The sequence below is a fragment of the Streptomyces sp. NPDC044003 genome, assembly GCF_056435185.1.
This window is the reverse complement of record NZ_JBWKFA010000005.1, coordinates 150,831-164,180: the sequence shown is the minus strand read 5'-3', so window position 1 is coordinate 164,180 and position 13,350 is coordinate 150,831. Positions and strand designations below refer to the sequence as shown.

The following is a 13,350-nucleotide window of genomic DNA, read 5'->3' as shown; positions in this document are numbered from 1 at the left end:
CACGGGCTCACTCTCCGGCCGCCGCCGCAGCGGCGCGCGCCGCCGTCACGATCGGTTCGAAGTAGCCGGGCACCTGGCCGCCGCCCACCACCAGGGTGCGGTCGAGTAGGGCATTGCCCGTCTCACAGCTGGTCTCCGGCAGCAGGGTACAGGCGTGGCACGCCGCCCGATTCAGGTTGTCGAAGCCCTGACCGGTGTGCTCGGCGCACAAGGGGTCTGCCGAACACCAGGCCGCCGCCTCCGTCATTCGCAGAAGGGTCTCGGCGAGCCGCGGGGGCTCGCCCTGCTGGACGAGCCCGCCCAGGGTGCCCTCGGCGTCCCCCGCTGCCGTGTAGACGAGCACCCCGAACTGGTTGTGCTCCGGGCGCGCGTACACCCGCTCGCGGAGGCTCGCCGTCGCGTACCCCGACTCGAACGACAGTTGCCGGATGAGGAGGTGGGCGAGCGTATGGAGGAGGACGAATCGCGGGGAGAGTGCGGCGCCCGTCACTGCGGCGAGCCGGTCGGCCTGGAACGAACGGGAGAGGTCCTCGCCCATCCCGGAGACCCGCCTGACCACCCGCTCGTCCAGCTCCCAGGACCGCAGCCCCTTCTCGTCCAGGGTGAGAAAGACCCCTTCGCCGAAGACCTCCACCGCGGGCAGCCACCGGAGCCGTCGCGTTGTGTCGGCTGGGACGAAGGTCTCGTTAGGTGAGACACGGCGGAAGCCTTGCAGGGCCCGCACCTCCCGGAGCCGGTCGGCGAGCACGATCCGGCCCACCTTCTTCTGCAGCCCGACCCACGGTTCTGCCCACTCACCATCGAGACCGAGGCCGGTCGCGCGTACTGTGAAGTCCCTGGTGGCGAGCGGGGTCGGTGCCATGAACGCCGCCCACTCTTCGCGGCTCATGTCGGGCACCACGGGCTCGTCGCCGCCCCCGTCTCCTGCCTGCCCGGACGTACCGGGCGCGCCGGTTGAATCGGCGGATGCGGGTGGCACGGGTGAGCCGGTCTCCTCCGCGAGGAGCGCGTCCAGCAGGGCGTCGTCCGCGCCGGTGTCCTCCTTGACGAGATCGCGGTAGAGCAGGCCTCGGGCCGTGCCGGCCTCCTTGCACAGTGGGATCCACAGGTCGGAGGCGCGGACCCGCTCGGCCAGTAGCTCGTCCCAACCCCCGGCCGCACCCTCGGCCTCTGGGATGTCGAGGGCGGAACTCAACACCGGGTAGTACACGTTGCCCGCCGTCCGTTGCACGATCTGGACGGGCTTGACGCAGTCGGCCGCCTCTCCGAACCGCTGCCAGGGATTCCGCCCCGAGCAGCGCATGCCGTGCGTGCCGAGCACGTCGAGCAGGTTCCGGGAGGCTCCGCACTCCCGCGCCAGGCAGGTAACTGAGAGCGCTTCGAGGCCCGTCGCTCGCTCCGAAACGTCAAAGCGGAGCCGTTCACGCGTCGTACATGCCTGCCGGGCCGCCGCATCGAGCCGGGAGTGTGCCCAGAACCACCAGTCGACGTCACCTAGATGACCGCCGGCGCAGATCTGCACGAAGCGCATGGGAGTCAGTCGGCGCACCGGCGAGCAGCCGGAACAGCTTGGCGGCACCCCCGGCTTCTCGTCAGCGACGCGCCAGCGCACCATGCGCCGGCATGAACCGCAGAACAGCCAGGAGGGGAAGCGAATGTACGGGGCACCCGCTGCGTCCTGGCGGTCGAAGCGGTCGTCGGGCGCCGGGGGAGCCGCGTAGAAACCGCTCACCCCGAGGCGCGAAGCAAGCCGGGGCGAGACGACTTCCTGCCGCTGCCTTGGCCAGTCTCCGATGCCCGTCGCCACGAACGACTCGCCCTGAATGTCGAACACTGCGCCGACCCCGAACGGCAGCACCGTCTGGGCCTGGCGCACCCGCAGCCGCCTGCTCACAGGTCTGCCCCCTTCACCGTCACCTGGCATTCCCGATCCACGTTGCGCATCGAGTGCGGCGTCTCCCACAGACCTCCGGGACGCTCGAAGTTCTTCAGCAGGTTCATCTGCCCCTTGCCCTGGCTGCGGTAGTACAGCTCCTTACCTTCTTTTCGGGCGTCGAGCGCCCGCTGCCGCCAGTCCGACAGCAATTCGTCGAGCTCCTCGCGCACTGCCGATGCGACCCGGGGGTCACCGGCTGCGGCCCGAGCGGCCAGCCCCTCGACGGCCGCGTCGGCCTCCGTCAGTCGATCCAGCACGTCGCCCGCCCGGTTCTCGGCGGACAGACCGAGACCATGACGTACGAGGATCACGAGCGCAGCGTGTAGGGCACGGCGGCGGGAGGGCGTGGACCACGGTGTCACGCTCGTCGGCTCGACGTACCGGTAGAGCGATCGGTGGTAGACGTCGAAGGTCTCGTAGTGCGACCGGTCCCGGGGTCGGGTGGCGTTGAAGAATGTCACGACGAGTCCGGGCACCGCGTGGCGCCCCACCCGACTCGTGGCCTGGATGTACTCGGCGGTGGTCTTCGGCTGCCCCTGCATCAGCATCAGGGCGAGTCGTTTCACGTCCACGCCGACCGACAGCATGTTGGTGCACGGCAGGAACGACACGGCGTCCGCGGCCGTGTACGGCTTCTCCAGCCTGTCGAGCAGCACGGGCTGTTCCGCCCTCGGTAGGTTGCTCGTCAGCTCCTGCACCTCGCCGTCCGACAGCGGTCGGGTGCCCCGCCCGCTGTCGAGCCCGGCGAGCTGCGCCGGGATGTCGTCGGCCGCGGCGGTGACCGTACGACCAAGCTCCCGGAGGCTGTGGTGGTAGGCCACCAGGGTCCAGTAGGCGTCCCGGTGTTTCTCCGGCAGTTCCCACGCTCCCTGGAGCATCGCTGCCGCGGTGGCGACGGACGCGCGGCCGGCGGTGTGGCCTTGCGCCATCACGCCGACGTAGTCGCGGCCGGGGCGGGAAGTGTCGGGCTCGGCGAAGTACGAGCGGCGGGCGTCGAGCCCGGCCGGCGGGAACAACTGCACCTCACTCCCGTACAAGCCGCGTACCTGCTCCCCAGAACGGCGAATCGTGGCCGTCGAGGCAACCACTTTCGGGCCGACGCCGTCCCGGGTGCACAGGCCGAGAATCGCGGCCTCGTACAGACCAACGGTCGACCCCAGCGGCCCTGTCAGGAGGTGGAGCTCGTCCTGGATGACCAGGGACGGCGGGGCCGTGTCCACCCCGGTGCTGCTCGTCCTGGTTCCGCTAGTGCCGAAGCCGAACAACCGACCCGAGCGGGCCTCCCAGGCAAGGCGAGCGAACTTGTCCACGGTGCCCAGGACGAAGGTGGGCGGCCGGTCGTACAGGTGCTCGTCGACGACCGCGACCGGCAGCTCGTCGTGGAAGGCGCAGTCGTCGCTCGGGCAGAAGAACACGAAGGAGCCCCCGTCCGCCCGCACTCCGTAGTCGCCGATGTCTGGCGATTTGTGGCGCGGCAGGATGCCGGTCCCGCACCACGGGCAGCGGTCCAGGATGAACACGTCCTCCGGCCGTGCTGCTGCCCGCACGTCCTCGAACGCCCTGCGCGCCGCGTCGTAGGTGTTCGGCGACGTCGCCTCTCCCACCCACAGGCCGATGGAGAACGGCTCCTCGCCCAGGGCCGAGGGATCGTCCCGGCGCAGCCGCTCTAGCGCGCAGACCGTGGTTGCGGCCCGCTGGAACTGCTGCGTCGTCAGGAGGCTCAGGGTGTAGCGGCTGAGCACGGCGGTGCCCCCGCCGTCCGGCGCGTTCCGGCGCAGCACCATCACGAACGCGGCGAGCAGCAGGTATGCCTCGGTCTTGCCGCCACCAGTCGGGAACCAGATCAGATCCGCGACCTCGCGGTCCGGATGCCGGGGGTCCACCACCCCGTCGAGCGCCAACAGGAAGAACGCCAGCTGGAACGGACGCCACGCCGCGTCCGCAAACGGCTCGGGCTCGCTCATCGGGGTCCGCAGTCGGGCCCGGCGCTCACCCGCCCGGTCGGAGGCGGAATGCCGCATCTGCAGGGCCATCGCGCGGTTCGCCGTACGGAACGCCGCCAACAGCTCCGGCCGTCCGGGGTCGCACAGGGTTCGTACACCCGACTCGACGCGGTCCACGACGGCCTCGATCCGGCCGAGGATCCGATCCGCCGCCTCCCTGCCCCAGTGGGGGACCGAGGTGTCTCGCTGCTCCTCGAACCACCGCCGGTACCCGGCGGTGAAGTCGAGCAGCTCCGCCCGCAGGGCGTCCCGTGGCACGGTCGGGTCGGACAGGTGAGACACCCGCAGGACGGGCAGTCCGACCGGCCCTGCGGCCCGCGTCGCTGGTACCTCGGACCGGGGCATCACCGCGGCTGCGACGCCTGCGACCCCGTCCGCCTCGCCGGGGATCTCCCGGACTGCGCAGCCGTGTCCGACCGCGTACGTGACGACATGTCGGTACTGGAGCCGCAGCTCCTGCTCCTCGGGGTCACGACTGGCCAGCCGCACACTCGGGTACGGGCGGATCCGCCCGTCGAGGGGACGGGCTTCAAGGCGTACCTGGAACAGCATGCGGTCCCACTGCCCGCCCCGGCTCCCGCCTGTCGCGGTCCGGGCGTCGGTCCGGGCCGTGTTCACGAGGGCGACCGTAACGAGCTGCCCGCCACCGAACGGGCGCCGGCGCAGCCGGATCTGTGCCCGACCGTCGAGGACCGTGATCTCGTCCTCGTCCGCCCCGAGCGTCACCGTCTCCACGGGGAGCGGGACCCGCTGCCACTGTCGGGCCCGCTCGCCCTGCCGCGTCGCGTAGCGGGCGGCCCCGCACAGGACCTCCACGGCCGAGCCGTCCGTGTAGAAGCTGAATCCGAGAGAGGACGGCAGCCAGGAGTTCGACTCTGGAATGGGATCCGCCGCTGGGGCCGTGTCGACTGCGTCATTCTCGGTACCCGGCCCCTCCAGCTCCTCGGCGGTCTCGGCAAGCCGCCGCTGGAGGTCAGAGTCCTGCGGATAGAGAGTGCCCATCAGGTATTGCCGGTCTGGCGGAGCGTCGAGCATCTCCTCCTCGCCGTGAGCGGGGCCGACCAACTGCCGTCGCAGATAGTCGGCGAGTTCGTCTCGCGGGTTCACGTACAGGGTCTCTCCTGGATCGTCGGGAGGGAGGTGGGCAGGGACGTAGTACTTCGTAGTGGCCGTCGTCCCGGGCGTCAGCGACGGCGCCACCACTTGCGCGGGTCGGAGCCCTGAGAGTCGGCGGGCGCAAGTGGGGCCGGCGGGGTTGGGTCGGGTTTCACCCGCTCCTCCAGTTCTGCGACACGTGCCTGCGCGGCTTGCGCAGCTTGTTCCGCTTCGGCGACCTGAGCCTGCGTGGCCTGCTCCACCTCTGTGATCCGCTGTCGCGCCCACTGCTCAGCAGCCTGTACCCGCGCGGTCGCCGTCTGCTCCGCGAGCTGCCCGGCCCCCTCCCGTTCGGCGAAGGCCGCCTCCGCCGCCCGCAGCCGTTCCTCCAGCGCCGACACCCGTTGACCGGCCTCCTCCTCGGTAGCACGGAGCTGCTGCTCGTACTGCTCCCGGACTTCACGGAGCTGGCGCCCGTGGTACTCACGAGTCTCCCCGAGCCGATGCTCATGGCCTTCCTCGGCGGTGCGGAGGCGGCGCTCGTACTGTTCGCAGGTCTCACGGAGGCGGCGCTCGTACTGTGCGCGCGTCTCAAGGGGGCGGCGCTCGTACCGCTCCTCGGCCGCGCGGGAAAGGTCGCTTTCTATCGGGGCCGAGGAGGCCCGCCCGTCGGTGGCTGGCTGGGGAGGCGTGACAGGGGTCGGCGCATGGCCGTCGGTTGGTGGTGCGGACACAGGTGTGAGGGCGGTGACCGAGGGTCGGGTGGAGAGGAACGCGTCGAACGCCTGGGAGACGGCCAGGCGCCCATCAGGCTTCACCAGAGTGTGTTCCGACAAGTACGCCCGGGGGGTTATGCCGAGCGAGGCGGCGAAGAAGGACTCGAAGAAGTCCTCGGGTCGCAGCTCCCGCGCGCGAAGACCATCGAGGACGCGCATGAGGACCTCGACCGCCAGGACGACCGGCCGGTCCAACAGCTGCCTCCTCTCGGAAGCGTCGGCGACGGCGCGCGCCGGGTCGGCGCCGAGTACATCGGCGAGGACTGCCGGGCCAAGGGCGAGCAGCACGTACCCGGACATCCAGTGGACATTCCGGTCGAGGGTCTGCGGGAGCTGGCATGCCTCGGTCCAGCCCTGGTACGGAGCATCGGAGGGCGCCGGGGCATGCGGAGCCGGGACCTCAGGGGTGTCGTTCCGCTGCGGCACGGGCGTCTCCTGGGTGACCGACTCGGGTACGGGCGCGGGGTCTGCCACGGGTACGGGGGTGGACGACGGTTCCGCCTCCGGGACCGGGCCTGCAGTCGGCGTCAGCTTGAGGAAGGCGTCGAGGGCGTTCGTGAGCATGCCCCGCCCCTGTGCACTGACGAGTTCGACCTCGCGCACGGCCTGGCGAGGTGACAGGGAGGAGGTGGCGGCCTGAGGTGTCTCGAAGAACTCCTCAGGTCGTCGGCCCGTCGTCTGAAGGCACTCCAGGACATGGGCCAGGGTCCGTAGCGCCTTGGCCGTAAGGACGGGCACCGCACGCCCACGAGCGACCGCGAGCCGGGCCGGAACGAGGTGCCCGGAGCCCAAGATGTCGTCGAGGACGACATCTCCCAGGGCCAGCCGTGCGTACTCCAGTATCCAGGGCTCGTCGCGCTTCCATAGAGTGTGGCGTGCGACCGCGATGTCCCAACGGGCGTAGGGAGGCGTGTCGTCGACGTCCAGGACGACCGGCTCACCCTCGTACTCCTCGGGCGCGGGAGGCGCGGGAGCCTTGCGCGTGACCGCGTCCGCAGCCTGCTGAATGGGCTGGGCCGACGGTGCCGCTGGTATCTCAGAGATCGCCTGTATCAGCCGCTTCGTTTGTACCGGCCGCACCGGCTCATTCGGATCTTCCCGTTTGGGCCGGTGCTCCAGAACGTATCCGCGCAGCTTGCTGTAGGCCTTGCTCTCGATCTGGCGGATTCTTTCTCGGGTGACGCCGAGGTCCTTGCCGATCTCATCCAGAGTGGCCTCCTCCTCACCGAACACCCCTGCTCGCCGGCGGATGATGAGGGCTTCGCGCTCCGACAACCGGGCGAGGAGGGCCGCGAGTTCTTCCGCCTCGAGCAAGGCGAGGACAGCCTCCACGACCGAAGGGGCTGCCCAGCGCTCGCCGATCAGGTCGCCGAGGTTCGCCCCCTCCCCAATCTCGCGATCGAGCGAGTCGGTGACCCGACTGATCCGGCGTACCTCCTCGACCTGGCGCACCGAGAGGTCGGCAGCGACAGCGACGTCCGCGACGCTGCGCGATCGGCCGGCGCGCTGGAGCTCGCGCTCGACGCGGGCAACTTTCCGCATGGTCTCGTGCATGTGTACGGGAATGCGGATGGCGGCGCCCTCGTCGGCGACCGCCCGGCTCATGCTCTGCCGAATCCAGTTCGAGGCGTACGTCGAGAACTTGTAGCCCATCGCGGGGTCGAATCTCCGCGCGGCCCGCATCACTCCGAGCATGCCGTGCTGGAAGAGGTCCTCGTCCTCCAAGCCCTGGCCGGCGAATCCCTTGACGTAGGACCAGGAGAGCCGCTGGTTGTGGAGGACCAGGCAGTTGTACGCCCGCCGGCGGATGTCGTCGCGGGGTAGGGCCGCGATCTCCTCGGCCGTCGGCTCGACACCCATACGTCGGGGCCCGCCGCGCAGGAGGACACTCAGCCCGACTTCTGCTTCCGCACTGAGGATCCGCTTGTCCGGCCTGACGGTGCTCCGGTCCTCGTCCAGGACACGCTGTGCCGCGTCGAGGGGGCGCACGAGATGGCGAGGCACGGGCTCGGCGAGGTACGGGGATGTTCGGGCAGTCCTGGAGCTGGCCGGGGCCACGACGGAGTGGGGCTCAGGTCGGGACGGGGCCACTCGTGGCTGCGATACGGTCCTGGGTGCCTTTGGTCCGCCTGTCCCTGAGGAGGTTTGCCGGGCTGTCGCGCTCGGGCCTGTGCTTTCCGGGATCCGCTCGGTGGCCGCGGTTTTCTGCCCAGTGTTCCGGCCGACGACTTCGATGCCGGCTTTCCGCACCAGCTGGTCGAACCGGGCCTGCTCTGAGGAATCCAGGCCCGTCAGACGTACCACCCCGGACCGGGCCCGTTCTGTAACCCGGCGCCCTTCCAGGTATCGGCGCAGGAGGTCGAACGCAGCACCCACACGTGGGGAGGATGCCTTGAGCCGGGGAATGGACGGGGCGTCGGCCACCTGGAGACCCAAGCGACGGAGCTCGGAGAGGAGACGCGTCTGTGCGTCCTCGTCGAGGCCGAGCGGCGCCACCTGTGTCTCGAACGCGGCAGCGGGGACGATGCCGTCAACTGCGACGCGGCGGAGAGAACCGAGGAGGTCCGCCAGCGCGGATCGGAGATCCAAGGTCGCTCAACTTTCCTGCCAGGACGGAACGAGCTGTCCCTCATCCGTTCGGCGGCAGCATATGCCCGCCACGTTTGCGGTGTAAACGGTCCTCTGGGAGTTTTCGCCGGGGCGCGCGTGCGGGTTACGCACCCCTCTGTCCCTGGGTCGCCTGGCCGAAGGGTCTGATGCAGGTTGGGGTCGAACCGGCGTCCGGCGGGGAATTCTCCGAAGAGTCCGGTCTCGCCGGGTTGTCAGACATCAAGGGTCGTCCTTCGCGCCGCTTCCTGGCGGTAGCCCATCATCGGGCCATCCCATGTACTGCTGAATTCCTAGACCCTTGTGTCGACGGGGCCCTGGGGTAGCTTGCCCATCCTCAACGGCGTACGGCAAGGCCGCCCCTCTCCCTGGTCGTCACGTGGCGGCCTGGTGCGCTTGTCGGTCAGACCTCTGCGAGGCGGTTCGCGAGGGCCAGGGCGTCGGTCGCGAACGCAAGTGCGGCGCAGAGGCCGGTCACCTCGTGGAGGGTCGGGCGGACCAGGCGCGGCCAGTCGTCCGGGGCGGCTGGCCAGGAGGCGAGGTGCACCTCGGTGGTGGCCAGGCCCAGGTGGGCGCTCACGTTCCAACCGCCGCGAGGAGCGGGCTCCCAGTGGAGGCGGATGCGTCCGAGGGTGAGCTTCGGCGCTTCGGCGGTGAGCCAGGTGACGTCGAGCGGGCCGTCGTACCGGGGGGAGACGCGCTGGACCAGCGCGCCGCGGACGCCGGCTGGCATGGGGCGTACGGCGAGGCCGTGCAGAGGGTGTACGTGCGGCGAGATGGAAGCCTCCGGAGAGTAGGAGGGAGGGGATCAGGACCAGATGAGGGCGTCGCGCACCGACGGGGGGAGGTGGTCCTCTTGCCCGTCGTCGGCGATGAACGCCTTGCCGTCCCGGACGACGACCTCGGCCGCCAGGTAGTGGGTGAAGGGCCAGTCGGGGTTGACGGCGAGGCGAATCGGCAGGTTGGGGTCGAGGTCCTGGAGCCGGTGGAGCAAGTGGCCGACGGTCAGGTACTGGGGCACGGAAGCCTCCGGGAGAGGTGAGGGCGTACGGGGTGGGAGCGTCAGGAGGCGTCGAGACGGAGCAGGTCTCGGAGGACCTTCGGCCCCTGGGCGTGGTTGGCGAGGTGTCGTTTGCGGCACTCGGCGACGTAGCCCTTGCCGCGCTGCTTCATCTCCCAGCCGCCGCACGAGCAGACGGCCTGGGTGTACGAGCGTCCCGGGCAGTCGTCGTGGAGCGGCTTGCCGGAGCTCGTGTGCTTGTGGTCCGCCGGGCAGAGGGTGCCGTCGGCGTGGTGGTTGGTGAGCGGGGCGTGGAACGGCATGGTGGATTCCTCGTGTTGGGAAGGAGGTCCGGGGCGGCGGGAACCAGGGCGCTCGGTCATACGAAGAGGTCGCGCTGCCAGCGGTGTTGTTCGGCCCGGCGGCGAAGGGGCCTTGCGCGGCGGCCGTACTGGCCGGGGAGGTGGTAGCAGGTGCAGCGGCGAGCGAAGGCGCACTTACGGCGGTAGCCGGGGCGGGTGGCCAGGAGCATGCGTGCGATCGGGGCCTCCTGTTGGACCGGTGATACGGGAGGGGCCGGTCGGCTGGGGAGGGTGAAGTCAGAGGGCCAGTCGGTAGGATCGGGCGGCAGGGGGCCGGCCCGCCTCGGAGGCGACCGCGCCGTCGGCGACCAGGCGCTGAAGGGAGCTGGCGACGCGCTCCTCGCTGAGGCCGGTGGCGGCGCTGATCTCGGGGAGAGGCGTATCGGGGTTGTTCGAGAGGTAGGCGACGACCCGGGTGTCGCGGCGGCGGAGGTGGTCCTGAAAGCTACCGGCGGTGTAGACCAGCGTCATCCCGCAGCAGGCCAGGGGAAGACCGAACGAAGCCGAGCCGGAACCGGCGACAGCGTCGTAGGCCGCGAGCACGCTGGTACCCAGGCCGACGATGTGGCCGGAGGCGCGGACGAGATCGTCTGAATAGATGGTCACTTTCAGGGCCTTTCGTTCGTGAAGGAGGAAGGGCACACGGATCGTTGGGCGCGAGCACGAATGGGGATCGGTGGCCGGGGCAGGCCCTCGCCGGCCCGTCCCGGCCACCGGTTCAGCGGGAGGAGTGGGCGACGAGGGCGGCGATGAATCCGGCCACCGCCTCGGCGGGGGTGTGGGTACCGAACTCCTCGACCCACGCGTCGCCTTCGGTGGGCTGTACCTGGACTCGCCAGACGATGTCGCGCGTCCAGGCGGCGGGGTCCTCGGGGAGCCAGCCGACGTAGACGCGGCCGTCCGGGCTCGTCGCGTGGACGTTGCACTCCGGGGTGTCGACGACCGTCCAGCCGAGGGCGTGGAGGAGTTCGAGGACCGGGGTGGCGCAGTGGTCCGAGGAGAGCCAGTGGCGGGCTTCCACGGAGGGGAGGACGACGGCGGGCAGGAGGGTGGCGGAGGCGTTCACGGTTGGACGATCCCTTCGTTGACCTGCGGTTTTTCCCGACACCCGTACGTTGACATGGGGTGTGCCGAAGTCCGTAGTCGTTTCCGGGGGTGACGCGTCTGCCGTGGGCGAACTGGTCACAGGCAGGCGTCCAGGACGCCGGCGGCGCGGGAATGGAACGGCGGCCGGGGTTGTCGTAACCGAGTTACGGCGGCGAGCCGTACGGAGCCGAAGGGGGAGCAGGGATGACGGAGCCGAGCAGACACTGGGACGGGGCCGGGCTGGAGCGCAAGATCCGCGCCGCCGGGCGGCCGTGGACCGTGGGCGACATCGCGATGGTCGCCGATGGCCAGTGGGGCGTCGGAGCGCATCCCGACGAATGGCCGGACGAGGACACGGTGGTGGAGCACCGGGTCGCGGGCGGCCGACGCGTCGAGCTGACGGTGGAGGAGCTGGCCCGCGCGGTGGGCGCCCGCACCAAGGACGTCCACCGCGACGAGGACCTCGCCTGACCGGTCAGCGGCGCGGCCTCGGGGCGGTCGGCGGCGGCCCGACGACAGCTGCGGGAACGGGCTGGTCGGGCACCTGGCCCGGGGCACGTGGAGCGAGCCCCGAGCGGGCGACCGCGGCCCGGGACAGGCTCGCGGCCGGGCCCCGGTCCGCCGTCGAGGAGGCTTCGCGCGCCTCGACCACGCGCCGGATCGCCTGCACATGCGCGCCGCTCTCCGCGAGCGCGACACGAAGGTCGGCGGCCGAGCTGACGATCCGTTCCAGCTCGTAGTACGCCGGGACGTACCCGGGCCGGGCCAGGGCGTGCAGCCGTTCCTGGTGAACGGCCGCCGCGTTGCCGGTGATGGCCAGGGCCGTACGGATGTGCATGGCCGAGCGCAGGAGCGGGTCGTCGCAGGGGCGACGGACCGCGAGGACCCCCAGGACTTCGATGGGCTGGGCCCAGGCTTTCTCGATCATGGAGGTGGCCAGGTCGAGCGCGGTGGTGTCGGGCATGAGGGAACTCCTGGTGTCCGGAGGGGCGGAGAGGGCGTCCGGGAAGGTCCGGGCGGGAGTCAGCGGCTGAGCCGGAGCGCCGACGAATCGACCGGCGCCCGTGCTGCGGCAGCGGGCGTGAGGGCGGACGACCGCATCCGGGCCGAGGACGTGGTACGGCTCCGGGCCGCCAACACGCGGAGGTCGGCCGCTGTCCGCGGAGCGCGCGCGGCACGGCGGACGGCCTCGGTGACAGCGGTACGCCGTACGTCGAGCGGGGTCGGAGCGCGAGAGCCCTGAGGAGCGGCGATCGGGCCTACCGGGGTCAGCGTGACCAGGTGCTCCACCTCGCGGTGGATCATGTGCCGCTCGCGAACCGCCGGAGCCGAACTCGCCATCGCGGCGGCCGTCGCGGCGATCAGGTGGGACGGGGTGCGGGACGTGAACACCGCCTCCGCCCGCGTCCCCCAGCCCCGAGGGCCGGCCCACAGCGTGACGGCCTCGTCGTCCCAGCGGGGATGGCTGTTTCGGATCAGGGCGCCCGCTTGCCCGTCGGGAGCCCTGACGTTGACAGTTCCGTGCATGGCCGGCTCACGGCGCCAGCCGGAGTCGAGGAGCGGCTGGAGGGAATCGGCCCAGTAGACCGACGGGTCCGCCAGGAAGCGCCCGTTGTTCTCGTACGGGTCGGACGCGGCGTAATCCTGGGCCAGGGCAGTGGTGAGGCCGGCGACGATCTCGGCCGGGGTGACGTGGTTGAAGGTCGCCGTCCAGCGGGGCGGGGCGACGGCCTCCTCGGAGGCGGTGATCTTCCACAGCTCGAAGTCGTCGCCGAACCACCCGATCCGGATCCGCTGGTCGGGCGAGGTGACGAGGAGCTGGCAGGGGCCGTCGTCGAGGTAGTGGTGCGGCCAGTGGGCCACGGGGGCGAAGCCGGCGTCACCGGCCCCATTGGAGCCGGCGAGGTACATGGGGCTGACCAGTACTTCTTCGTAGCGGGACGGGTCGGGAAGGGCGGACATGGTCGAAGCTCCGGGCGTGGGTGGGAGGAGAGCGGGTCCGCGTACGCGGATGCCGCCGCGGTGACGGGGAGTGGCTGGCTCTCGGTGCCATCCGAATCACCGGGACCGCCCCGGGGCCGACTGGACGGTCACGGAGGCCGACACCCGCGGTTGCGGCTGGGGAGCGTGGCTGAACAGGGAGGTCGGCACGGCGGCGCTCCGGCGCAGGGCTGCTGCGGTCCGGGCGCCGTCCGCTCCCAACGGGACACCGGAGTGAGTTCGCTGGGCCGGCGCGACAGGGGCGAGCGGAGCCGGGGGCCACCGCGTGGCCAAGGGGGCGCTCCAGTGCTCGACGGTCGCGTAGACGGGGCCCAGCTCCTGACCGGCATCGGTCAGCATGTAGGGGGCGCCGTGTTGCGGTCCCGTGCGAGTGACCAGGCCGTCAGCCTGGAGCCGGAGGAGGCGCTGCCGGGTGAAGGCGTCGGCCCGGCCGATGCCCTCGGCGATGTGGCCGAACCGCATCGGGCCGCCGTCGGCAAGGACT

13 protein-coding genes are annotated in these 13,350 nt (G+C 71.0%); 1 reads left to right on the top strand and 12 read right to left on the bottom strand.

The window, feature by feature from the left end:
* Positions 1-7: 7 nt before the first annotated feature.
* From drmB to AC07AW_RS21115, 9 genes are all read right to left on the bottom strand, one after another.
* Positions 8-1,963, bottom strand: a complete 1,956-nt coding sequence (drmB, locus tag AC07AW_RS21155) for a DrmB family protein (RefSeq protein ID WP_478817026.1) — start codon at positions 1,961-1,963, stop codon at positions 8-10.
* Entirely contained in the window at positions 1,891-5,046 is a 3,156-nt protein-coding gene (locus tag AC07AW_RS21150) for a helicase-related protein (protein WP_478817025.1), read from the bottom strand. The genes drmB and AC07AW_RS21150 overlap by 73 nt, the downstream gene beginning before the upstream one ends.
* Before the next feature lie 77 nt (positions 5,047-5,123).
* Entirely contained in the window at positions 5,124-8,399 is a 3,276-nt protein-coding gene (locus tag AC07AW_RS21145; protein ID WP_478817024.1) for a sigma-70 family RNA polymerase sigma factor, read from the bottom strand.
* Positions 8,400-8,820: 421 nt separating this feature from the next.
* Positions 8,821-9,150 (bottom strand): esterase, encoded by a 330-nt coding sequence (locus AC07AW_RS21140; protein WP_478817023.1) that lies wholly within the window; start codon positions 9,148-9,150, stop codon positions 8,821-8,823.
* Between the two features lie 75 nt (positions 9,151-9,225).
* Positions 9,226-9,438: a hypothetical protein gene (locus tag AC07AW_RS21135; protein WP_478817022.1), complete on the bottom strand. Its 213-nt coding sequence runs from the start codon at positions 9,436-9,438 to the stop codon at positions 9,226-9,228.
* A 41-nt stretch (positions 9,439-9,479) separates the two neighbouring features.
* Entirely contained in the window at positions 9,480-9,740 is a 261-nt protein-coding gene (locus AC07AW_RS21130) for a hypothetical protein (RefSeq protein WP_478817021.1), read from the bottom strand.
* Between the two features lie 56 nt (positions 9,741-9,796).
* The gene (locus tag AC07AW_RS21125; RefSeq protein WP_478817020.1) at positions 9,797-9,949 is read right to left on the bottom strand and encodes a hypothetical protein; all 153 of its coding nucleotides are present in this window, start codon (positions 9,947-9,949) and stop codon (positions 9,797-9,799) included.
* Positions 9,950-10,016: 67 nt separating this feature from the next.
* A complete protein-coding gene (locus AC07AW_RS21120) occupies positions 10,017-10,385 on the bottom strand; it encodes a winged helix-turn-helix domain-containing protein (protein WP_478817019.1) in 369 nt (122 codons plus the stop codon).
* Positions 10,386-10,497: 112 nt separating this feature from the next.
* Entirely contained in the window at positions 10,498-10,845 is a 348-nt protein-coding gene (locus tag AC07AW_RS21115) for an SPDY domain-containing protein (protein WP_478817018.1), read from the bottom strand.
* Positions 10,846-11,069: 224 nt separating this feature from the next.
* Here AC07AW_RS21115 and AC07AW_RS21110 point away from each other — a divergent pair, with 224 nt between their 5' ends.
* On the top strand, positions 11,070-11,336 hold the full coding sequence (locus tag AC07AW_RS21110; RefSeq protein ID WP_478817017.1) for a hypothetical protein: 267 nt from the start codon (positions 11,070-11,072) through the stop codon (positions 11,334-11,336).
* A 4-nt stretch (positions 11,337-11,340) separates the two neighbouring features.
* Here the strand turns inward: AC07AW_RS21110 and AC07AW_RS21105 are convergent, their stop codons facing one another.
* The 3 genes from AC07AW_RS21105 to AC07AW_RS21095 all read right to left on the bottom strand — a co-directional run bounded on the left by AC07AW_RS21105 (position 11,341) and on the right by AC07AW_RS21095 (position 13,328).
* Positions 11,341-11,829 carry a hypothetical protein gene (locus tag AC07AW_RS21105; RefSeq protein ID WP_478817016.1) on the bottom strand — a complete coding sequence of 163 codons (489 nt, stop codon included), beginning with the start codon at positions 11,827-11,829 and terminating at the stop codon, positions 11,341-11,343.
* Between the two features lie 59 nt (positions 11,830-11,888).
* A complete protein-coding gene (locus tag AC07AW_RS21100; protein ID WP_478817015.1) occupies positions 11,889-12,827 on the bottom strand; it encodes an SPDY domain-containing protein in 939 nt (312 codons plus the stop codon).
* A gap of 96 nt (positions 12,828-12,923) precedes the next feature.
* The gene (locus tag AC07AW_RS21095; RefSeq protein WP_478817014.1) at positions 12,924-13,328 is read right to left on the bottom strand and encodes a winged helix-turn-helix transcriptional regulator; all 405 of its coding nucleotides are present in this window, start codon (positions 13,326-13,328) and stop codon (positions 12,924-12,926) included.
* Positions 13,329-13,350 lie beyond the last annotated feature (22 nt).

Excerpts from the sequence above, each read along its gene's own strand:
- AC07AW_RS21140 (WP_478817023.1), bottom strand. The coding sequence starts at position 9,150 with ATGCCAGCCGGCGTCCGCGGCGCGCTGGTCCAGCGCGTCTCCCCCCGG.
- AC07AW_RS21130 (WP_478817021.1), bottom strand. The coding sequence starts at position 9,740 with ATGCCGTTCCACGCCCCGCTCACCAACCACCACGCCGACGGCACCCTC.
- AC07AW_RS21125 (WP_478817020.1), bottom strand. The coding sequence starts at position 9,949 with ATGCTCCTGGCCACCCGCCCCGGCTACCGCCGTAAGTGCGCCTTCGCT.
- AC07AW_RS21110 (WP_478817017.1), top strand. The coding sequence starts at position 11,070 with ATGACGGAGCCGAGCAGACACTGGGACGGGGCCGGGCTGGAGCGCAAG.
- AC07AW_RS21105 (WP_478817016.1), bottom strand. The coding sequence starts at position 11,829 with ATGCCCGACACCACCGCGCTCGACCTGGCCACCTCCATGATCGAGAAA.
- AC07AW_RS21100 (WP_478817015.1), bottom strand. The coding sequence starts at position 12,827 with ATGTCCGCCCTTCCCGACCCGTCCCGCTACGAAGAAGTACTGGTCAGC.
- AC07AW_RS21095 (WP_478817014.1), bottom strand. The coding sequence starts at position 13,328 with ATGCGGTTCGGCCACATCGCCGAGGGCATCGGCCGGGCCGACGCCTTC.